The sequence below is a fragment of the Variovorax sp. genome, from assembly GCF_965279555.1.
GTDB lineage: Bacteria > Pseudomonadota > Gammaproteobacteria > Burkholderiales > Burkholderiaceae_C > Variovorax.
In genome coordinates, this window is the sequence record NZ_OZ257247.1 from 281,337 (window position 1) to 301,943 (window position 20,607).

At 68.3% G+C, this 20,607-nt stretch carries 20 protein-coding genes; 4 read left to right on the forward strand and 16 right to left on the reverse strand.

Annotated features, from left to right (window positions below; translation table 11 throughout):
* Positions 1-10: 10 nt before the first annotated feature.
* Complete coding sequence (locus tag ACQY8B_RS01355) at positions 11-940, reverse strand: LysR family transcriptional regulator (protein ID WP_422085061.1); 930 nt, start codon at positions 938-940, stop codon at positions 11-13.
* A 166-nt stretch (positions 941-1,106) separates the two neighbouring features.
* Here ACQY8B_RS01355 and ACQY8B_RS01360 point away from each other — a divergent pair, with 166 nt between their 5' ends.
* The gene (locus tag ACQY8B_RS01360; protein ID WP_422085062.1) at positions 1,107-1,952 is read left to right on the forward strand and encodes an intradiol ring-cleavage dioxygenase; all 846 of its coding nucleotides are present in this window, start codon (positions 1,107-1,109) and stop codon (positions 1,950-1,952) included.
* Between the two features lie 93 nt (positions 1,953-2,045).
* Entirely contained in the window at positions 2,046-2,804 is a 759-nt protein-coding gene (locus ACQY8B_RS01365) for a sulfite exporter TauE/SafE family protein (protein ID WP_422085063.1), read from the forward strand.
* A 100-nt stretch (positions 2,805-2,904) separates the two neighbouring features.
* Here the strand turns inward: ACQY8B_RS01365 and ACQY8B_RS01370 are convergent, their stop codons facing one another.
* The 5 genes from ACQY8B_RS01370 to ACQY8B_RS01390 all read right to left on the reverse strand — a co-directional run bounded on the left by ACQY8B_RS01370 (position 2,905) and on the right by ACQY8B_RS01390 (position 6,247).
* Positions 2,905-3,264, reverse strand: a complete 360-nt coding sequence (locus ACQY8B_RS01370) for a DUF1428 domain-containing protein (protein WP_422085064.1) — start codon at positions 3,262-3,264, stop codon at positions 2,905-2,907.
* Between the two features lie 70 nt (positions 3,265-3,334).
* Positions 3,335-4,798, reverse strand: coding sequence for a DHA2 family efflux MFS transporter permease subunit (locus ACQY8B_RS01375; RefSeq protein WP_422085065.1), 1,464 nt, complete (start codon positions 4,796-4,798; stop codon positions 3,335-3,337).
* A 5-nt stretch (positions 4,799-4,803) separates the two neighbouring features.
* Positions 4,804-5,223: a VOC family protein gene (locus ACQY8B_RS01380; RefSeq protein WP_422085066.1), complete on the reverse strand. Its 420-nt coding sequence runs from the start codon at positions 5,221-5,223 to the stop codon at positions 4,804-4,806.
* A gap of 14 nt (positions 5,224-5,237) precedes the next feature.
* Positions 5,238-5,765, reverse strand: a complete 528-nt coding sequence (locus tag ACQY8B_RS01385) for an SRPBCC family protein (protein WP_422085067.1) — start codon at positions 5,763-5,765, stop codon at positions 5,238-5,240.
* A gap of 38 nt (positions 5,766-5,803) precedes the next feature.
* A complete protein-coding gene (locus ACQY8B_RS01390; protein ID WP_422085068.1) occupies positions 5,804-6,247 on the reverse strand; it encodes a VOC family protein in 444 nt (147 codons plus the stop codon).
* Positions 6,248-6,379: 132 nt separating this feature from the next.
* On the opposite strand from ACQY8B_RS01390, the gene ACQY8B_RS01395 reads away from it, so the two are divergent.
* On the forward strand, positions 6,380-7,033 hold the full coding sequence (locus tag ACQY8B_RS01395) for a TetR/AcrR family transcriptional regulator (RefSeq protein ID WP_422085069.1): 654 nt from the start codon (positions 6,380-6,382) through the stop codon (positions 7,031-7,033).
* A gap of 14 nt (positions 7,034-7,047) precedes the next feature.
* On the opposite strand, the gene ACQY8B_RS01400 is transcribed toward ACQY8B_RS01395, so the two are convergent.
* The 10 genes from ACQY8B_RS01400 to ACQY8B_RS01445 all read right to left on the reverse strand — a co-directional run bounded on the left by ACQY8B_RS01400 (position 7,048) and on the right by ACQY8B_RS01445 (position 19,623).
* Positions 7,048-7,539: a MarR family winged helix-turn-helix transcriptional regulator gene (locus ACQY8B_RS01400; RefSeq protein WP_422085071.1), complete on the reverse strand. Its 492-nt coding sequence runs from the start codon at positions 7,537-7,539 to the stop codon at positions 7,048-7,050.
* A 36-nt stretch (positions 7,540-7,575) separates the two neighbouring features.
* Positions 7,576-9,321 carry an acyl-CoA dehydrogenase family protein gene (locus tag ACQY8B_RS01405; RefSeq protein WP_422085072.1) on the reverse strand — a complete coding sequence of 582 codons (1,746 nt, stop codon included), beginning with the start codon at positions 9,319-9,321 and terminating at the stop codon, positions 7,576-7,578.
* Positions 9,322-9,335: 14 nt separating this feature from the next.
* Positions 9,336-11,069, reverse strand: a complete 1,734-nt coding sequence (locus ACQY8B_RS01410) for a tannase/feruloyl esterase family alpha/beta hydrolase (protein ID WP_422085073.1) — start codon at positions 11,067-11,069, stop codon at positions 9,336-9,338.
* A gap of 53 nt (positions 11,070-11,122) precedes the next feature.
* Positions 11,123-11,857 carry an ABC transporter ATP-binding protein gene (locus tag ACQY8B_RS01415; RefSeq protein WP_081269946.1) on the reverse strand — a complete coding sequence of 245 codons (735 nt, stop codon included), beginning with the start codon at positions 11,855-11,857 and terminating at the stop codon, positions 11,123-11,125.
* Between the two features lies 1 nt (position 11,858).
* The gene (locus tag ACQY8B_RS01420; RefSeq protein ID WP_422085074.1) at positions 11,859-13,670 is read right to left on the reverse strand and encodes an ABC transporter permease subunit; all 1,812 of its coding nucleotides are present in this window, start codon (positions 13,668-13,670) and stop codon (positions 11,859-11,861) included.
* 210 nt (positions 13,671-13,880) lie between these two features.
* The gene (locus ACQY8B_RS01425) at positions 13,881-14,921 is read right to left on the reverse strand and encodes a branched-chain amino acid ABC transporter permease (protein ID WP_422085075.1); all 1,041 of its coding nucleotides are present in this window, start codon (positions 14,919-14,921) and stop codon (positions 13,881-13,883) included.
* Positions 14,922-14,952: 31 nt separating this feature from the next.
* Positions 14,953-16,089, reverse strand: coding sequence for an ABC transporter substrate-binding protein (locus ACQY8B_RS01430; protein ID WP_422085076.1), 1,137 nt, complete (start codon positions 16,087-16,089; stop codon positions 14,953-14,955).
* A gap of 56 nt (positions 16,090-16,145) precedes the next feature.
* Positions 16,146-16,922 (reverse strand): SDR family NAD(P)-dependent oxidoreductase, encoded by a 777-nt coding sequence (locus ACQY8B_RS01435; protein WP_422085077.1) that lies wholly within the window; start codon positions 16,920-16,922, stop codon positions 16,146-16,148.
* 21 nt (positions 16,923-16,943) lie between these two features.
* Positions 16,944-18,794, reverse strand: coding sequence for a feruloyl-CoA synthase (locus ACQY8B_RS01440; protein ID WP_422085078.1), 1,851 nt, complete (start codon positions 18,792-18,794; stop codon positions 16,944-16,946).
* Between the two features lie 55 nt (positions 18,795-18,849).
* Positions 18,850-19,623 (reverse strand): crotonase/enoyl-CoA hydratase family protein, encoded by a 774-nt coding sequence (locus tag ACQY8B_RS01445; RefSeq protein ID WP_422085079.1) that lies wholly within the window; start codon positions 19,621-19,623, stop codon positions 18,850-18,852.
* 106 nt (positions 19,624-19,729) lie between these two features.
* Here ACQY8B_RS01445 and ACQY8B_RS01450 point away from each other — a divergent pair, with 106 nt between their 5' ends.
* The gene (locus ACQY8B_RS01450) at positions 19,730-20,596 is read left to right on the forward strand and encodes an amidohydrolase family protein (protein WP_422085080.1); all 867 of its coding nucleotides are present in this window, start codon (positions 19,730-19,732) and stop codon (positions 20,594-20,596) included.
* The last annotated feature ends 11 nt before the right edge of the window (positions 20,597-20,607 follow it).

The following is a 20,607-nucleotide window of genomic DNA, read 5'->3' on the forward strand; positions in this document are numbered from 1 at the left end:
GAAAGCCGCCTCAGCGCACGCCGAAGTGGCCGGTCCACTTGCGCTCGTAGTCCATTTTTTCGAAGTGGGCCGCCATGAAGTCGATGAAGCTGCGCACCTTGGCCGACAGGTGCTTGCGGCTCGGGTACGCCAGGTTGATGGTCAGGTGCGGCAGGTCCCAGTCGTCCAGCGTGGGCACCAGCCGGCCGGCCACGATGTCGTCGTAGACGATGTAGGTCGGCTGCACCAGGATGCCCATGCCGTCGAGCGCGGCGGCGCGCAGCACCTGGCCGTCGTTCGACTCGAGCAGCCCCGTGACCGACACCGTGCGCGTCTCGCCCCGGCGGCTGAAGCGCAGCTCGTTCGGGTTGTTGGCGTGGGTGTAGATCAGCAGCTTGTGCCGCGCGAGTTCGTCCAGCGTCTTCGGAAAGCCGTGCTGCGCAAAGTAGCGCGGCGACGCCACCAGGATGCGCCGCGTCTCGCCGAGCCGGCGGATCGTGACGTTCGAGTCGGGCTCGTATTCGCGGGTGCGGATCGCCACGTCGATGTTGTTGTCGATCAGGTCGAAGTACCGGTTGGCGGCTTCCACGTGCACCGTCACGCCCGGATAGCGCTGGGTGTATTCGCGCAGCAGCGGCGCGATGTGGTGGATGGAGAACGAGAGCGACGCCGTCACCCGCAGCGTGCCGGTCGGGTTGAACGCGGTGGCGTTCACCGTCGATTCCGCATCCGCCAGGTCGCTCAGGATGGCGCGGGCGCGGCCGCAGAACTCGCGGCCCGTGTCGGTCAGGTAGAGCCGGCGGGTGTTGCGCTCCACCAGCCGCGCGCCCAGCCGGTCCTCCAGCGCGCTCAGGTGCCGGCTCGCGGCGGCGTTGGAAAGGCCCAGCGCCTCGGCCGCGCGGCTCAGGCTGCCGGCATCGGCGATCTGCACGAGCAGTGCGATTTCGGTCCAGCGGTCCATGGGCGGTGTCTCCGGGTCTTGTCTTTTGCCTGTCCGGAGGATTTTGGCGCAGCCGCGCGGCGACCGTTCCGCTGGGCGGAAAAATCATTTGCTCCGGGCGGCTTTCAGGGCGGTGGCGCGCGGCCTAAAGTGCGCGGTACCGAAGAGACGAAATGGAGACACCGCGATGCGCAACCTCAACCAGGACAACATCACGCAGGCCGTGCTTGCGCGCTTCGCCGACACGCCCGACCCGCGCCTGCGCGAGATCATGACCAGCCTGGTGCAGCACCTGCACGCCTTTGCGCGCGAGGTGAAGCTCACCGAGGAAGAGTGGTTCCAGGGTATCCAGTACCTCACGGCCACCGGCCAGAAGTGCGACGACAAGCGGCAGGAATTCATCCTGCTGTCGGACGTGCTGGGCCTGTCGATGCTCACCATCGCAATGAACAACGACAAGCCCGCCGGCTGCACCGAGGCCACGGTGTTCGGCCCCTTCTACTTCGACGGCGCCCCTGAGTACGAGCACGGCGACGACGTGGCCAACGGCGCCGAGGGCGAGCCCTGCGACGTGTACGCCACCGTGCGCGGGCTCGGCGGCGAGCCGGTGCCCGGCGCGGTCGTCGACGTGTGGCAGGCCGACGCCGGCGGGCATTACGACGTGCAGCACGCCGGACTCGACCATGCGGAGAACCGCGGCACCCTGCGCACCGGGCCCGATGGCGGCCTGAACTTCCGCAGCGTGGTGGCGGTGGCCTATCCGATTCCGGTCGACGGCCCCGTGGGCGATCTGCTGCGTGCCACGAAGCGCCACCCCTGGCGGCCCGCGCACCTTCATTTCAAGATCGAGGCGCCGGGCTACGAACGGCTCATCACCCACGTGTTCCGCGACGGCGACGAATGGCTGGACTCCGACGCCGTGTTCGCGGTGCGCCAGTCATTGGTCGCGCCGTGGAAGAAGCAGGGCAACGGCCGCTGGCGCCTGGACTTCGACTTCGTGCTCAATCCGCTGAAGCAGCCGGCCCGGCAGTAGGAGGCAAGGCAGGCGGCGCCGGGCGCGTTTTCCGGCATCCTGCTACGCTCGGAAGGCCCGCCCGCATGGCGGGTTTTCTTTTGCCTTCCGCCCATGGTTTTCCCCCTGATCACCGACCCGCATTTCTATGCGGTCGCCATTCCCGCCGTGCTGCTGCTCGGCATCAGCAAGAGCGGTTTCGGCGCCGGCTTCGGGTCGCTCGCGGTGCCGATGATGGCGCTGGCCGTCACCGTGCCGCAGGCAGCCGCCATCCTGATGCCGCTGTTGCTGCTGATGGACGTTCTGGGCCTGGCCGCATTCCGGCGCGACTTCGACCGTTCGCTGCTCAAGTTCCTGATTCCGTTCGGCCTGCTGGGCACGGTGATCGGCACGCTGCTGTTTCGCATGTTGCCGGCGCACACGGTGGCGGGCATCGTCGGCGTGTTCACGCTGCTGTTCCTGGCGCAGCGGCTGCTGTTCCCGCCCAAGCCCGACGACCCGTTGCCCTCGCGCCGCGTGGGCGCGGTGCTGACCACCGTGTCGGGCTTCACCAGCTTCATCGCGCATGCGGGCGGCCCGCCCATCAACGCCTACGTGATTCCGCTGCGCCTCAAGCCGGTGATCTTCACGGCCACCATGGCGTATTTCTTCTTCGTGGTGAACCTCAGCAAGTGGATTCCCTACGCGTGGCTGGGCCTCATCGACTTGCGCACGCTGGCCACCTCGCTGGTGCTGATGCCGATCGCGCCTTTCGGCGTGTGGGTAGGCATCCGCATCGCACGGCGCATCGATGCGACCTGGTTCTATCGCTTCGTGTACCTGGGCATGCTGCTCACGGGGCTCAAGCTCTTTTACGATGGGTTTATTGGCTAACCCCCAGGCTTCGCGCACTTCGTGTCGCTGCGCCAACCCCCTTGCAGGGGGCAACACCGGCGGCCCGGCGAAGCCGGTTCCGCGGTGTTCCTGAGAAGACTCAGAACTCCACGATGCTTTTGAAGCCGCCGAAGATCATGCGCTTGGCATCGAAGGGCATGGTCTTGGGGTCCATCGATGCGATGCGCGGGTCTGCCATCACCTTGGCGTTCACCGTGTCGCGGTGCTTGCGCGACTTGTAGGTGATCCACGAGAAGGCCACCGTCTCGTCGGCCTTCTGCTTCACGCTCTGAGGAAACGAGGTCAGCTTGCCGGGCTTCACGTCGTCGGCAATGCACTCCACGTATTCGAGCGCGCCGTATTCCATCCAGACCTTACCGGCCTTGCGCGCCAGCTTGCGGTAAGCCTCTACGTTGGCACTGGGAACGGCGACGATGAAACCGTCTACATAACGAGCCATGGAAGTTCTCCTGAACAAAGCGTGGAACCGTTGAAGAAAAAAGACCGGCGGTTGCATGGCGCCTCTTGGCTCACGACGCCGCCGTTCCCCGGGGTGCCGCCTCTTCGTCGTTGTTCTGCGTCTGCCCCGGCATGGTGGAGCGAAGCAGCAACGCGCCGATGAGGCCCGCCGCCGCCGCGAACACGGCGCCCACGAGAAACGCGAGGTTGTAGCCACCGGTGAGCGCCAGCGGCATTTGCGCGCCGGCGGCGTCCATCGACGCGGTGCGTGCCGCCGCGGCGCTGGCCAGCACGGCCAGGCCCAGCGCGCCGCCCATCATGAAGGCGGTGTTGACCACGCCCGAAGCCAGGCCCGAATCGGACGGGCCCACCTCGCTCATGGCCGCCAGCAGCACCGGGTTGAACGCCATGCCCGCGCCCAGGCCGAGCAGCATCATGCCGGGCAGCACGTCGACCACGAAGCTGCCGTTGACCGGTGCCCGCGCGAACAGCGCCAGCCCGATGGCCGCGAGCCAGAGCCCCACCGCCAGCGGCTTGCGGATGCCGAAGCGCATCACGATCTTCGCCGACAGGCCCAGCGAGAACACCGCCATGATGATGTTGGCCGGCAGGAAGGCCAGGCCGATCTGCATTGGCGTGTACTGCAGCACCAGCTGCATGTAGAGCGCGGAGATGAAGAACCACGCGAACATGGCCGCCGCCCACAGCACGCCCACCACGTTGGCCACCGACACGCTGCGCAGCCGGAACAAGCCCAGCGGCATCAGCGGATGCTGCACGCGCGCCTCGATGGCGATGAATACCGCCAGCAGCACCACCGCGGCGCCGAGCAGGCCCACGGTCTGCGTGGAGCCCCAGCCGGCCTCGTTGCCGTTGACCACGCCGTACACCGCGAGCATGAGCGACAGCGTGACAGTCACCGCGCCGGCCACGTCGAGCTTTTCGCCGTGCGCATGGCCGCGCGCGCTCGGCAGCAGCGCCACGCACAGCGCATACACCGCCACGCCGATCGGCAGGTTCACCAGGAAGATCCAGTGCCAGCTCAGCGTGCTCGTGAGCAGGCCGCCCAGCAGCACGCCGATGCTGCCGCCGCCCGCGCACACGAAGCCGTACACGCCCATGGCCTTGGCGCGCTCCGCCGGCTCGGTGAAGAGGTTCATGATGAGCGAGAGCGACACGGCCGACACCACCGCGCCGCCCAGCCCCTGCACCGCACGGGCCGCCACCAGCAGCACCTGCGAGTTGGAGATGCCGCAGGCCAGCGAGGCGAGCGTGAACAGCACCAGGCCAATGAGGAAGAGTTTGCGGTGGCCGTACAGGTCGCCGAGCCGGCCCCCCAGCAGCAGGAAGCCGCCGAAGGTCAGCATGTAGGCGTTCACCACCCAGACCAGCGATGTCTCGGTGAAGCCGAGGTCGGTGCGGATCGAGGGCAGCGCGACGTTCACGATGGTGGTGTCCAGCACGATCATCAGCACGCCGAGGCACAGCACCATCAGCGCGAGCCAGCGCTTGCGGCTGTCGAGTGTGTCGGTCATGCGCGTCACACCAGCGGCTTGCCGCCGTTGACGAGCCAGGGCGTGCCGAAGCGGTCGGTCACCATGCCGAAGCCCTCGACCCAGAAAGTCGGGCCGAACGGCATCGTGACCTTGCCGCCTTCTGCGAAGGCGTCGAACACGCGCTGTGCCTCGGGCACCGTGTCGAGCGTGAGCGCCACGCCGAAGCCCTTCATGCCTTCGTAGGCCATGCCTGGCATGGAGTCGGAGGCCATCAGCAGGCCGTCGCCATAGGCGAGGGCGGCATGCATGATGCGGTCGGCCGCGCCGGGCGGGAACTGCTCGGCGCCGGGCGCCTCGCCCATGGTCATCATCATCTGCATCTTGCCGCCGAGCGTCTTCTCGTAGAAGCGCATGGCCTCGGCTGCATTGCCGTCGAACGTGAGGTAAGCGTTGATGGGGGACATGAGAGTTTCCTTGGTTACTTTGCGGTGGCTGTCTTGAGGTTGGCGAGGCCCGTTTCGAAGTCCTTGCCGATCATCTGGTCCATGTTGAAGAAGATGCCCATGAGCTTGGCGACATAGGGGCTCGGGCCGTGCATGGACCAGGTGACCTGTGTAGCGTTGCCTTGTGGCTGCAGCGTGAACTCGGCCACGTTGTGGCCCTCCATGGGGCGGGTGAAGTCGAGGTCGATCGCGATCTTCGAGGAGGGCGTCGACTCGGTGATCTCCATGCGGCCCGCGCCTGCCTTGCCCTTGCTCTCCCAGGCATAGGTGGCGCCCTTGCCGCTGGTGCTGCCGCCGAAGCTGCGCTGCATGTCGGGGTCGAGCTTCTCGTAGGGCGACCACGTGCCCCAGCGGTGGAAGTCGTCGATCAGCGGAAAGATCTTCTCGGCCGGTGCGTCGATGCGCGCGGTGCGCTCCACGCGGAAGGTGTCGGGCCGGGTGGCCGCGAAGATCAGCAGCGCCGCGATGGCCGCCACGACTGCGAGGGCGATGGGCTTGAGCATGTAGAAAATTTCCTGGAGACGAAAGAAAAGATGCGCGGTCAGGCCGGGTGTGCCGCGACCAGCAGCCAGCCCACGCCGAAGCGGTCGGTCAGCATGCCGAAGCTGGAGGTGAAGAAGGTCGGGATCAGCGGCTGCATCACCTGGCCGCCTTCGGCCAGAGCGTTGAACCACCTGACGGCTTCGGCGTCGGTGCCGGCGGTGAGGGCCAGCATGATGCCCTCGAACTTCGGCTGGCCCGAGCAGCGGCCGTCGGAGGCCATGAGCTCGGTCTCGCCGACGCGGACCACCGCGTGCATCACCTTGTCGGGCGAGGGCGCTGCGCCGCCGCAGCTGGCGTCGGCGTTGTCGGGCGGGGCGGGTGGCGAGGGGGGCGCGTCGGCGTAGCGCATGAGCTGGATCACTTCGGCGCCGAGCGCCTTCTTGTAGAAGCCGAGCGCTTCGTCGCAGCGGCCTTCGAACGAGAGGTAAGACTGGACTTTCATGGCGATTCCTTCGGGCGGATGAGGATGAGTCGCGGGACCCCGGTGTATCGGGCCGCAAACAATCGGATTACTTTGTGTACACCGTCCACAAAGAATAGCAGGGATAATGGACGGTGTCCACATGGAAGTGCAATGAAGCTCAACAACGTCCCTGAAAGCCTGCCGCCTGCCCGCAGCACCTACCGCCATGGGGACTTGCGCCGGGCGCTGCTGGATGCGGGCATCGAGCTTGCGCGCGACGGCGGCCCCGACGCCGTGGTGCTGCGCGAAGCCACGCGGCGCGCGGGGGTGGTGCCCAACGCCGCCTACCGGCACTTCGGCAGCCGGCAGGAACTGCTGTGGGCCGTGCGGGAAGCGGCCCTGGCCGCGGCAGCGGGTGCGATGGAAAAGGAACTGGCCGTGCTGCCTTGCGACCAGCCGCCCGCCGACTTCGCCCGCGCGCAGGTGCGCGCCATCGGCACCGCCTACCTGCGGTTCGCGCAGGCCGAGCCCGGGCTGTTCCGCACCGCCTTCGTGGTTTCCGCCGAGGGCGACGGCCAGCTCGGTCCGGACAAGGCCGGCGCGAGCGGGATGGACCCGTTCCAGCTGCTGGGCAAGGCCATCGACCGGCTGGTGGATGCCGGCGTGCTCGATCCGGCGCGGCGCCCGAATGCCGAATACCTCGCGTGGTCGTCGGTGCACGGGCTGGCGCTGCTCATCATCGACGGGCCGCTGCGCGCCATGCCGCCAGGCGAGATCCACGCGCTGGGCCAGCGCCTCATCGACATGGTCGAGCGAGGGCTGTAGGCGCCCTCAGGCCCTCAGAGATAGATCTTCTGCAGCAGGCGGATCAGCGTCTCGCGCTCGCGCGCCGTGAGCCTGGCGCTGGCATCGGCCTCGAGCTGCATCACGGTCTGCTCGGCTTCATGGATCAGCGCCTCGCCGGCCGGCGTGAGGTACAGGCCCACCGCGCGGCCATCGTGCGGATGCGGACGGCGCTCGATGAGGCCGCGGCTGTCGAGCGTGGCGACCAGGCTCACCAGATTGGGCGGCAGGATGTCCAGCGTGCTGCACAGCTGCCGCGACGTGGCGCCCGGGTTGTGCGCCAGCAGCGAAAGCACCGAGAAATCGATCTGCTTGAGCCCATAGGGCGCCATGCGTTCCGCGAAGAAGTCGCTGACGATCAGCCATGCGCGCCGGGCGTTGTAGCCGACGAGGGTTTCGAGCATGCGCGCGTCGAGCCGGTCCGCCTTGCCCGGCGGCGCAATGCTCGGTTCGCTTTTCGCGGGAGCGGATTTCGAAGAGGAAGGCATGGCCCGAGCGTAACCGCGTGAAAGCTGCCCGGCAGCCTAGCGCGCGACACCTTGCGGCTGCGCCGCGTGGGTCAGCGCGACCGTTTCGCAGGCCCGCTTGACGATGCCCAGCCGCATCTCGAACTCGGGCAGCACCCAGCGCCGAAAGGCCGCCGCCACCCTTGCCCTGGCGCCGTCTTGCGGCGCCGCCGCCTCGATGCGCGCCCAGGCCCAGGCCAGCATCGTGAGCATCGCCACGCGCAGGTATTCGTCCGCCACTTCGTAAGGCAGCACCGGGTTGGCGTGCGCGGCCATCGCGACCGTGGTGCCCAGGTAGCGCAGCTGAGCGAGCCGGCGCTGCACGTCGGCATCGGCCTCGCGCGAGGCGTCGAGCGTGTCGCGCAGCTCGAGCAGCACCGCCGACATGCCGGCGCCGCCGTCGGGCAGCACCTTGCGCACCAGCAGATCGATGGCCTGGATCTCGTTGGTGCCCTCGTAGATCATGGTCACGCGCGAGTCGCGCACGATCTGCTCGATGCCCCATTCGCGCACGTAGCCATGCCCGCCGAACACTTGCAGGCACTCGCTCGCGCCGTGGAAGGCCTGTTGCGTGCACGCGGCCTTGAGCACCGGCGTGACGAACGAGCACCAGCGCTGCGCGCGCTCGCGGGCCTTGGGGTCGGCGTCGTGCGTGGCCACGTCGAGCATCAGCGCGCTGCGGTAGGCGAGGGTGCGCGCGCCGTCGATCCAGGCGCGCTGCGTGTCGAGGATGCGGCGCACCGCCGGGTGTTCGGCGATCAGGTCGGCGCTCTCGCCGCCGCGGCTCGCGGGCACGGGGCCGGGCGCGCGCATCTGGCGGCGCTCGGCGGCATAGGCGTCGGCCTTCTGCCAGGCGGCGTCGAGCAGGCCGATGCCCTGCAGCGCCACATGCAGCCGAGCCGAATTCATCATCACGAACATCGCGGCCAGCCCGCGCCCCGGCTCGCCGACCAGCCAGCCGGTGGCGTCGTCGAAGCGCATCGTGCAGGTCGGGCTGCCGTGCAGGCCCATCTTTTCCTCGATGCGTTCGCAGTGCACCGCGTTGCGCGTGCCGTCGGGCAGCAGCTTGGGCACGAGCGCCAGCGACAGGCCCTTGGGGCCGGCGGGCGCGTCCGGCAAACGACACAGCACCAGGTGCACGATGTTCGGCGTCAGGTCGTGCTCGCCGCCGGAAATGAAGATCTTGCCGCCGCTCACCCGCAGGCTGCCGTCCGCCTGTGGCACGGCGCGCGTGCGCACCTGTCCCAGGTCGCTGCCCGCATGCGCTTCGGTGAGGCACATGGTGGCCAGCCAGTCGCCGGTCGCGATCTTCGAGAGATAGCGCTGCTTCAGCTCGTCGCTGCCGTGGTGCTTGAGGCAGGCATAGGCGCCGTGCAGCAGGCCGGGCGCCATCGTGAAGCCGTGGTTGGCGGCAGCCAGCCATTCGTAGAGTACGGCCTCGAGCACGGCGGGCAGGCCCTGGCCGCCGTCATCGGTCGCGGCCGAAAGAGCGGGCCAGCCGCCATCGACGAAGGCCTGGTACGCCTCGCGAAAGCCCGGCGGGCTGGTCACTTCGCCGCCGGCAAAGCGGCAGCCGATCTCGTCGCCATCACGGTTCAGCGGCGCGACCACCTCGCCGACGAAGCGCCCCGCCTCCTCCAGCACCTGCGACTGCAGCGCCTCGTCGACCTCGGCGAAAGGCGCGAGCGCGGCCAGGCGCGCGGGCGCATCGAGCACCGCGTTCAAAAGGAATCGGACATCTTCGGGGCGGGGCTGGTAATCCATGGGGGCTCGGGAATCTAGGGAGAAGGCGGCTTGCAGGCAAAGCTGCTCGCGCGCTCGGTATCGCCGCCGGTGTAGGTGGCGACTTGCGGATAGGGGCACAGCGGCCTCGTGCGCTGCGGCGACCAGCTGGCCGGCACTTCGGCGTTCGGCACGGGTGCGCCGGCACCGCGCGCGGAAGCGGTGATCGACGCAGGTGCCTTGCCCTGTTCGACCCAGTCGACCAGCGCACTGAGCATGTCGAACTGGTCGGTGGCCGGGCCGCCCGAACAGTGGTTCATGCCCGGCACGGGGAAGTAGCGCGCGAACGACGAGGCGTCGCCGCCGTTCGCGGCCTGCACGCGTTCGTACCAGGCGGCCGTGTCGTCCGACGAGAACACCGGATCGCTGGTGCCGTGGTAGACGATCATGCGCCCGCCCTTGTCGCGCAGCGCGCCCAGGTTGGCCGCGTCCGGCGGCGTCATGAACGACAGCGCCGACTCGCGGAACACCCCGTCCGTCGCGGCAATGCGCGGCGCGTCGCGGTCCATGTCGAAGCCCAGCGCAAACGGCAGGCCCTGCGGCCGGTCGGCCAGCGGTGGCGTGCTGAAGATGAAGGCCACGGCGCCCGCGTCGCGCGTCGGCGGGCTCGCGAACTTCCATTCGCGCCAGTTGCTGCCGCTCACGCCCGCGTCGAAGGGGAAGCTGCTGTAGATCGGCTGGCCCGCGCTGTTGCGCACACCCTTGAACACGTTGGCCAGCGCATTCTTCTGCGGCGCGCTGAGGCACATGCCGTCGCGCGTGCCGGCGGCGCAGGTGGGCACGTCCCGCTGGATGTCGAAGCGCGTCTTGCAGGCCTGCACGTTCGACACGATGCCGTCGGCCAGGCCGTCGAGCGCGTCGCAGCGCGCCAGCACCTTGTCGGCCACCAGCTTCAGCTCTGCCGGGGTGAAAGCGCTCTGCAGGTCTGGCTGGCCGGCCGGCGTCTTCGCGCTGGCCACCGCGGCGTATTGCTGCGCGCCATAGAGCTGCGCCACGGCCGCCTTCGGCAGGTTGAAGCCGGGGTCGCCCGCGAGGATGCCGTCGTACTGCTGCGCCGAGCGCACCGCGGCCACCATCGCATGCCGCCCGCCGTTGGAGCAGCCGCCGAAGTAAGAGCGGTCAGGGCCGCGGCCGTAGGCCTTGGCGATCAGGTTCTTCGCCATCGGCGTGAGTTGCGCGACCGCGTTGTAGCCGTAGTCGAGCCGCGCCTGCGGGTCGAGCCCGAAGCGCGGGCCCATCGAACCCGCATGGCCGGCGTCGGAGCTGATGACGGCAAAGCCCATCTGCAGCGCGCTGCTGCGCGGGCCGCCGCCGCCGATGCCGCCGAGCGCGGGCACCACCACGCCGTCGAGCCCGCCGTTGGCCTGGTAGAAGAAGCGGCCGTTCCATGCCACCGGCAGCCGCATCTCGAAGCCGACGGCGTAGCGCTGGTTGTCGACCGGGCTGGTGCGTTCGTTCATGCGTCCTTGCACCAGGCAGTGCGCGGGTGCCGCCATCGCGACGCCGCCGACCGTGACGGTGCCGGCCGGCACGTCGGTGACGGAGGTGTAGACCGTGCCCGGCAGCGCCGCGCGCGTGGCGAGGTCGGCGCAGGCCTGCAGCGTGCCGGGCCGCGCGGCGGCCAGCGGCGCGTGCGAGGCGGGCGGGCTTCCCGCGCAAGCCGCGAGCAGCGTGGCAACGCCGAGCGCGCTTGCGCACAGGCCGAATGTGAAGTGACGCTGTCTCGTCATGTCGTCTCCTTGCCGCGTGCGCGGCGGGTGTCGCGGTCGATCTTCTTTTCTCGTCAGGCGGCCTTGCGTGCCGCGCCCAGGTAGGTGTCGATCACGCGCGAATCGACCGCGAGCTTGCGTGCCTCGCCCTCGAGGCTCACGCTGCCCATCTCGAGCACATAGCCGTGGTCCGCCACTTCGAGCGCGGCGCGCGCGTTCTGCTCCACCAGCAGAATGGTCACGCCCGTGGCGCGCAGCGCATCGACCGTGCGGAAAATCTCCTGCACCACCAGCGGCGCCAGCCCCAGGCTGGGTTCGTCGAGCATCAGCAGGGTGGGGCGCGACATCAGCGCGCGGCCCACCGCCAGCATCTGCCGCTCGCCGCCGGAGAGCGTGCCGGCCAGCTGCGCGCGCCGTTCCTTCAGGCGCGGGAACAGCGTGTAGACCTCGTCGATGCGGTCGCGCCATTGCTTGTTGCGCAGCCGCACCTGGCGGAACGCGCCGAGCACGAGGTTGTCTTCGACCGGCATGGTGCCGAACAGCTCGCGCTTCTCGGGCACCAGCGCAATGCCGAGCATCACGCGTTCCTCGAGCGTCATCGCCGAAATGGGCTGGCCCTTGAACTCGATGACGCCCTTGGAGGGCAGCACGCCCATCAGCGCGTTGAGCAGCGTCGACTTGCCCGCGCCGTTCGGGCCGATCACGGTGACGACGCGGCCCTGGTCGGCCTGCAGGTCGATGCCGTGCAGCACCTCGGCGCGGCCGTAGCCGGCGTGCAGGTCGCGTATGCGAAGCAGGGGTGTCGTCATGTCAATGTTCCGTTCCCAGGTACGCGGCGCGCACCTTGTCGCTGTTCTGCACCTCGGCGGGCGTGCCCTCCATCAGGTGCGTGCCGAACTCCATCACCACGATGTGGTCGCAGATGTCCATCACCAGCCCCATGTCGTGCTCGACCAGCAGGATGCTCATGCCTTCGTCGCGCAGTTGACGCAGCACCTTGCCCAGCGCTTCCTTTTCCTTGTGGCGCAGGCCGGCCGCGGGCTCGTCGAGCAGCAGCAGGGCCGGGTCGGCGCACAGCGCGCGTGCAATCTCCAGCAGGCGCTGCTGGCCCATCGCGAGGTTGCCCGCCAGTTCGTGCAGGTAGTCGCCCATGCCCACGCGCCGCAAATGGCGCTCGGCCTCGCGGAACAGCGCGCGCTCTTCCTGGCGGTCGATGCGCAGCATGGCCGCGATGGCGCCCTTGCGGCCGCGCAGGTGCGCGCCCAGCGCCACGTTTTCCAGCACCGTCATGTCGGCCACCATCTTCACGTGCTGGAAGGTGCGCGACACGCCACGCTGCGCGATCTGCCGCGCACCCAGCCCGCCGACGGCCTCGCCGCGGAAGCGCACCGCGCCGCCCGAGAGGCCGAGCACGCCGGTGATCAGGTTGAAGGTGGTCGACTTGCCAGCGCCGTTCGGCCCGATCAGGCCGACGATCTGGCCGGCGCGCGTCTGGAAGCTGATGTCGTTCACCGCCACCAGTCCGCCGAAGGTCTTGCGGATGGCCTGCACATCGAGCACCACCTCGCCGGCGGCCGGCTTGGCGCGCGCGGGCAGGTCTTTCGCGTCCTGCCAGTCGACGCTGCGGCGCGGACGCGGCAGGCGCCGGTCGACGAAGGCCCAGAGGCCCTCGGGCAGGTACTTGAGCACCAGCACGATCATGATGCCGAACACGATCAGCTCGTAGCTGCCGGCCGTGCCGATGAGCTTGGGCAGCAGCACCTGCAACTGGTCTTCGAGCAGCTTGACCACGCCCGCGCCGGCAATGGCGCCCCACACGTGGGCCGCGCCGCCGAGCACCGCCATGAACAGGTACTCGATACCCATCTTCAGTCCGAAGGGCGAGGGGTTCACCGTGCGCTGGAAGTGCGCGAACAGCCAGCCCGAGATCGAGGCCAGCATGGCCGCCAGCACGAAGATGCCGATCTTGAAGCGCAGCGTGTTCACGCCCATGGCCTCGGCCATCTGCGAGCCGCCGGCCAGCGATCGGATGGCGCGGCCGCTGCGCGAATCGAGCAGGCGTATCACCGCGAATGCCGCGACGATCGCAAAGACCCAGACCACGCCGTAGAAGAACCGCTGCTGGCCGAACTCGAAGCCGAACAGCGACAGGCCCTTGACGCCCAGGATGCCGTCGTACTTGCCCAGCGCATCGAGGTTGCCCATCAGGTAGTACAGCGACAGCGCCCAGGCGATGGTGGCCAGCGGCAGGTAGTGGCCAGACATCCGCAGCGTGATGGCGCCGATGATCGATGCGCTGATGCCGGTGAGCGCCAGCCCGATGAAGAGCGTGACCCAGGGCGACAGCCCTGTGTTCACCGTCAGGTAGGCCGTGGTGTAAGCGCCGATGCCGACGAAGGCTGCCTGCCCGAACGAGGTGAGGCCGCCCACGCCGGTGAGCAGCACGAGGCCCAGCACGGGCAGGGTGTAGATACCGATGTAGTTGAGCTGGATGATCCAGAAGTCGGGCAGCGGCAGGAACGGCAGCACGGCCAGCACCAGGATCAGCGCGAGCGGGCCCCATGTGCGCAGCGCGCTCTTGTCGGGGGCCTGTGGCGTTGTTGTGTTGAGTAGCGCTTCCATGTCAGTGATCCGTTGCGCGTTGTCTTTGCTTGCTTGTCGTTCTTGTCGCGGGTTTTTTCGGGGCGAGCGCACAGGCCACCGGGTACTCTCCTCCGCGAATGTCCCCCGCCCTTCGGGCTCCTCCTTTATTTCGCTGCGGGGAGCACCCGGTGCCCTGTGCACGACGAGTGCGGCTCTCGTGCGGGCTGATAAGCAAGAGGAAGGAGTACATCAGTGCTCCTCGTCCGAATGCCCACTGCGCAAAGAACGCCACAGCAGCACAGGCAGGATGATGGTGAACACGATCACTTCCTTGAACGAGCTGGCCCAGAAAGAGCCGAAAGCCTCGATCACGCCCACCGCCAGCGCACCGAGCAACGCGCCCGGGTAGCTTGCAAGACCGCCGATCACAGCGGCCACGAAACCCTTCAGGCCGATCAGAAAACCCGAGTCGTAGAACACCGTGGTCGTCGGCCCGATCAGCAGACCCGACAACGCACCGATCAGCGCCGCCATCGCGAACGTGAGCTGCCCCGCCGCCTGCGTCGAGATGCCCATCAGCCGCGCGCCGAGCCGGTTCACCGCCGTCGCGCGCAGGGCCTTGCCATACAGGCTGCGCTCGAAGAACAACCACAGCAGCACGATCAGCGCCGCCGACACGCCGAAGATGATCAGCGCCTGCCCGCTCACGTTCAGCGGCCCCAGCGCCATGCGCTCGTCCCAGAACGGCGGATTGCGAAAACCCTCGGCGCCGAAGAACAGCAGGCCCAGCCCCGTCATCGCGAAATGCACGCCGACCGAGACGATCAGCAGCACCAGCGAACTCGCGCCCGCCAGCGATTGATAAGCCACCCGGTACACCAGCGGCCCGAAGGCCGTGACGATGAACACAGTGAGCAGCGCCTGCACGCCGATCGGCAGGTTGCGCGGGCCGGCCCAGGCCGATACCGCGCAAACCACGGCCGGCAGAGCGAAGGTGCGCAGCGCCGCCTTCAGCCCGGCCGCCGCGCTGCCGCTGTGGCGCCAGATGCTCACCAGGTCCATCAGCGCGGCGACGCCGGCCAGGATGAGCAGCAGCCACACCGTGCCCGGCGTCTTGCCGGTCTGGAAGATCGCCAGCGTCAGCGCGCCGTACGCCACGAATTCGCCCTGCGGGATGAAGATGACGCGGGTCACCGTGAAGACGAGCACGATGCCCATGCCCAGCAGGGCATAGATCGCGCCATTGGTGAGTCCGTCCAGCGTCAGGATGCTGGCGATCGAGAGATCCATGGCGTGTGTGTGATGCGGCTGGAGAAAGGGTTTACTGCTCGACCTTGAACGCGCCGTTCACCACCTTGAGCATCACGCCGGTCTCGGTCGTGTAGCCCCAGTGGTCCTGCGCCGTCCAGTTGAGCACGCCATGCGCGATCACCGTGCGGCCCATGCTTTCGAGCGCGTCGCGCAGCGCGGCGCGGAACTCCGGCGTGCCGGGCTTGGCCTTCTTGAGAGCGACCGGCACGGCCTTCTCCAGCACCGTGAGCGCGTCGGCCGCGTGGCCGGCGAACTGGTTGCGCGAGCCGGGGCCATAGGCCTTCTCGTAGCCCTGCACGAAGGCGACCGCGGCGGCCTTCGACGGATGGCTGTCGGGCAGTTGCTCGGCCACCGTGGCGGGGCCCGACACCACGAAGGTGCCTTCGGCGTCCTTGCCGGCGGTGCGCATCAGGTCTTGCGTGGCGGCGGCGTGCGTCTGGTAGACCTTGCCCTTGTAGCCGCGCTCCATCACCGCCTTCTGCGGCATGCCCGCGCCGCTGCCCGAGGCCACGATCAGGATCGCGTCCGGGTTGGCCGAGGTGAGCTTGAGCACCTGGCCGGTCACGCTGGTGTCGGCGCGCGCGAAGCGCTCCGTGGCGACGATCTTGATGCCGTTCTTGGCGGCCTCGGCCGTGAGCGCCTTGAGCCACAGTTCGCCGTAGGCGTCGGTGTAGCCGAGGAAGCCGACCGTCTTCACGTTCTGCTTCTTCATGTGCGCGACCAATGCGTACGCCATGACGTCGTTCGACTGCGGCAGGCGGAAGAACCACTTGTCCTTGCCCGGCGGCAGGCCGGCCGGGGCGGTGGCGATCTGCGGCGTGCCGGCTTCGGCCGTCACGTCGGCCATGGGAATGGCGACCGGCGTGGCGCTGGAGCCGATGATGACGTCGGCCTTGTCTTCGGTCACCAGGCGCTGTGCGTCCTTCACGCCCGTGGTCGGGTCGGTCGCGTCGTCGAGCACCACCACCTTGAGCGTTTCGCCCGCGATGGTCTTGGGCCAGATCGCGATGCCGTTCTTCACCGGAATGCCCAGGCCCGAGGCGGGGCCGGTGAGCGGCTGCACCACGCCAATGGTGATGTCGGCATGGGCGAAGCCAGCGGCCATGAGCGCCAGCACGGCGGCGAGAGTGGTCTTCCTGAAGGTCATCGATGTCTCCTGATACGTTGTGGGGCGGGAACTCGGATACGCGAAAAGGATTCGGCTTAGCGCGGCGCCATGCGCAGCGCGCCGTCGAGGCGGATCACCTCGCCGTTGAGGTGGCCGTTGGTGACGATGTGGCAGGCCAGTTCGGCGAATTCCGAAGGCTTGCCCAGGCGCGGCGGGAACGGGATGGACGCGGCCAGCGACTGCTGCACCGGCTCGGGCAGTTCCAGCAGCAGCGGCGTGGCAAAGAGGCCCGGCGCCACGGTGCACACGCGGATGGCGTGCTGCGCCAGGTCGCGTGCCATCGGCAGCGTCATGCCGACCAGCCCGCCCTTGGAGGCGCTGTAGGCCTGCTGGCCCACCTGGCCGTCGAAGGCCGCCACCGATGCGGTGAAGAGCATCACGCCCTTCTCGCCTTTTTCATCGCCGTTGTCGAGCGCCGCGAGCTTCGCGCAGCGCGCCGCGAACAGGCGCGCCATGTTGTAGCCGCCGATCAGGTTGATGTTGACCACGCGCACGAAGTCTTCGAGCGGCGCGGGGTTGCCATCCTTGCCGACGATGCGCTTGGCGCTGCCGATGCCGGCCACGTTCATGAGGATGCGCGCGGTGCCGTGCGCGGCCTGGGCCTTGTCGAGCGCGGCGTTCACGCTGTCGGTGTCGGTGATGTCGCAGACGCAGGCGACGCCGCCGATCTCGGCGGCCACTTTTTCAGCGAGTGCGGAATTGCGGTCGAGCACGGCGACCTTGGCGCCCAGCCGCGCGAGTTCGCGTGCGGTGGCTTCGCCAAGGCCCGATGCGCCGCCGGTAACGAGGGCGGCTTGTCCTTCGATCTTCATTCTTGTGTCTCCTGGATGGTGTTAGCGGGGCTTGAGGGTGAAGGGCAGCGTGCCGTCGTGCATCGCGTCGGCCAGCGCGGCGCGGTGCTTGAGCACCGAGCGCTGGTTGATGGAGCCCTTGTCGGTCACTTCGCCCTTGTCGATGGACGGCGGCTCGGCCATCAGGTGCAGCCGTGCGATGCGGTTGGCGCTGCCGGTGGCGCTTGCGGCCAGCGTGTCGACCACCTGCTGGAAGTGCGCCTGCACCGGCGCGCTTTCGAGCACCTGCTGCATCGGGGCGTCGGCGGGCAGGCCTGCGAGCTGCCGCACCTTCTGCGTCGGGAAGATCAGCGCGCCCACTTCCTTCAGGTTGATGCCGGTCAGCACCGCGTCCTGCACATAGGGCGCGCCGGCCGCGATGATCTTCGCGCGCATCGGGCCCACGCTCACGAAGGTGCCGGTGGCGAGCTTGAAGTCTTCCGCGATGCGGCCGTCGAAGCGCAGGCCGCGGTGGATGTTGCCGTCGTCGATCCACTTCACCGCGTCGCCGGTCGAGAAGAAGCCTTCTTCGTCGAAAGCCTCGGCCGTGGCATCGGGTGCGCGCCAGTAGCCGGGCGTGATGTTGGGGCCGCGGTAGCGCACTTCGGTCTTGCCGTCGACGTCGATCAGCTTCAGTTCGATGCCGGGAGCGGGCAGGCCCACGTCGCCCGACTTCACGTCGGGGCCGGTCACGTACAGCGCAAAGGGGCCCGACTCGGTCATGCCCAGGCCTGTGCCCATGACGATGCGCTCGCCCACTTCCGACTCCTGCGTCTTGTGCAGGCTGTCCCACACGGGCTGCGACAGCGCGGCGCCCGAGTAGAAGAACATCTTCACGCGCGACAGCAGGTTGCGGCGCAGCACCGCGTCGCTTTCCATCGCATGCGCGATGGCCTCGAAGCCGGTGGGCACGTTGAAGTAGATGGTGGGCGCGATCTCGCGCAGGTTGCGCAGCGTCTCGGCCATGCCCGCGGGCGTGGGCTTGCCGTCGTCGACGTAGAGCGTGCCACCGTTGTCCAGCACGATGCCCACGTTGTGGTTGCCGCCGAAGGTGTGGTTCCACGGCAGCCAGTCGACCAGCACCGGCGGCTCGTCGCCCAAGGCGGGAATCGACTGGCGCAGCTGCTGCTGGTTGGCGCACCACATGCGGTGCGTGTTGATGACGGCCTTGGGCATCTTGGTGGAGCCCGAGGTGAAGAGGAACTTGGTGATGGTGTCGGGGCCGGTCGCGCGCATCGCTTCATCGATGGCCGGCGTGGCGGGCGTCGAGGCCAGTGCGTCGAGCGAGGTGGTGGCGCGGCCTTCGAGCTGGCCTTCTGCAATGACGACTTCGGTTCCGGCCGGAACGACCGCCGCAATGGCGCGGCCGTAGCGCGCGGCATCGGTGGCGAACACGAGGCCCGGTGTCAGCGTGTCGAACACGTGGCGCAGCTTCTCGAAGTCCTGGCTCACGAGCGAGTAGGGCGGCGACACGGGGCAGTAGGGCACGCCGGCGTAGAGGCAGCCGAGCGCGAGCAGCGCATGCTCGATGCCGTTCTCGCTGAGGATGGCCACGGGCCGCTCCGCGCTCAGGCCGCGATTCAGCAGGGCTTGTCCGATACCGCGGGCCTTCTGCAGTGCCTCGGCGTAGCTCACGCGGATCCAGTCGCCGGTGCTGCCGTCGGCCAGCCGTTCGCGGCGGGCAATGAAGGTGCGCTCGGGCGCCTGCTCGGCCCAGTGCGCGAGGCGGTCGGTCATGCGCTCGCGGTAGGTTTCGAGCTGCGTCTCGGCGGTGAGGTACTGCGTGCCCGGTGTGCCATCGCGCAGCACGGCGCGCGTCACGCCGAAGGCCAGCGGGCGGTATCGAACGGTCATTGGAAAGTCTCCCCCATGCTGCGCCACTGCGTGGCTTCGCTCGCCCGTGCGGCGCTCATCCCCTGCTCACCTTCGCGCCCCGGCCTTCGAGGAAATCGCGCACGCGTTCCTTGGCTTCAGGGGCGGCCTGTGCGATGCCGGCCATCAGCGCTTCGGTGAAGAAGCCGTGGTCGGCCGACTGCTCGGCGATGCGCGGCAGCGCATGCATGAGCGCGTAGTTGGTCAGCGGCGCGTTGGTGGCCACGCGCTTGGCGAGCTCGAAGGCCTTGTCGAAGGCCGTGCCCTCGTCGACCAGGTACTGCGCGAAATTGGCGCGCTCGCCGTCCTCGGCGTTGTAGACGCGGCCGGTCATCATCATGTCGGTCATGCGCGCCACGCCGATCAGCTTGGGAATGCGCACCGAGCCGCCGCCGCCCACGAAGATGCCGCGCGAGCCTTCGGGCAGCGCGTAGAAGGTGCTGCGGTCGGCCACGCGGATGTGGCAGGCGCTGGCCAGCTCGAGCCCGCCGCCGACCACCGCGCCGTGCAGCGCGGCGATCACAGGCACCGGGCCGTGCTGGATCAGGTCGAGCGCGGCGTGCCACATGCGCGAGTGCTGCATGCCCTGGCCGGCGTCGCGCTCCTTCAGCTCGCTGAGGTCGAGGCCGGCGCAGAAGTGCGGGCCTTCTCCGTCGATCACCGCGGCGCGCACGCTGGAGGGCAGCTTCTCGAAAGTGTCGCGCAGTGCGAGGATCAGGCCGTCCGACAGTGCGTTGCGCTTGGAGCCGCGCGTCAGGCGGACGATGGCGACTTCGTCGCGGATGTCGAGTTGGAGGTCTGGATTGGTCATGGGAAGGTGTTCGGGGTTGCGTTGGATTATGGTTATGAGAAATAATCAATTCAAGGCATTCGAGCCTGCCCGAAGCTAGGGACTTACCCGCACTGGAGACAAACACATGGACCACGAGAACCTCGTTGCGATCGACATCCACACGCATGCCGAAGTGAGCTGCTGGAACCCGTTCGACAACTATGGCGAGGAGTACGACCGCGCCGCCGACAAGTATTTCGGCTCCAGCGGCCGGCCCACCATCGCGGAAAGCGTGGCGTATTACCGTGAACGCAAGATCGGGCTGGTGATGTTCATGGTCGACGCAGAGTCGAACATGGGCCGCCGGCGCATTCCGAACGAAGAGATCGCGGAGGCGGCCAAGAACAACAGCGACATCATGATCGCCTTCGGCAGCATCGATCCGCACAAGGGAAAGATGGGTGCGCGCGAGGCGCGCCGGCTCATCGAGGAACACGGCGTCAAGGGCTTCAAGTTCCACCCCACGGTGCAGGGCTACCACCCCTACGACAGGATGGCCTGGCCCATCTACGAGGTGATTGCCGAATACGGCCTGCCGGCCATCTTCCACACCGGCCACAGCGGCATCGGCTCGGGCATGCGCTGCGGCGGCGGCCTGCGGCTGGAGTACAGCAACCCGATGCACCTGGACGACGTGGCCATCGACTTCCCCGACATGCAGATCGTCATGGCGCACCCCAGCTTCCCCTGGCAGGACGAGGCGCTGAGCGTGGCCACGCACAAGCCCAACGTGTGGATCGACCTCTCGGGCTGGAGTCCAAAGTACTTTCCGAAGCAGCTGGTGCAGTACGCCAACACGCTGCTGAAGGACCGCATCCTGTTCGGCAGCGACTACCCGCTGATCACGCCCGACCGCTGGATGCGCGACTTCGAGAACGCCGGCTTCAAGCCCGAGGTGATGCCCGGCATCCTCAAGGGCAATGCGGTGCGGCTGTTGAAGCTGGCGGCCTGACGGCAGTGCAG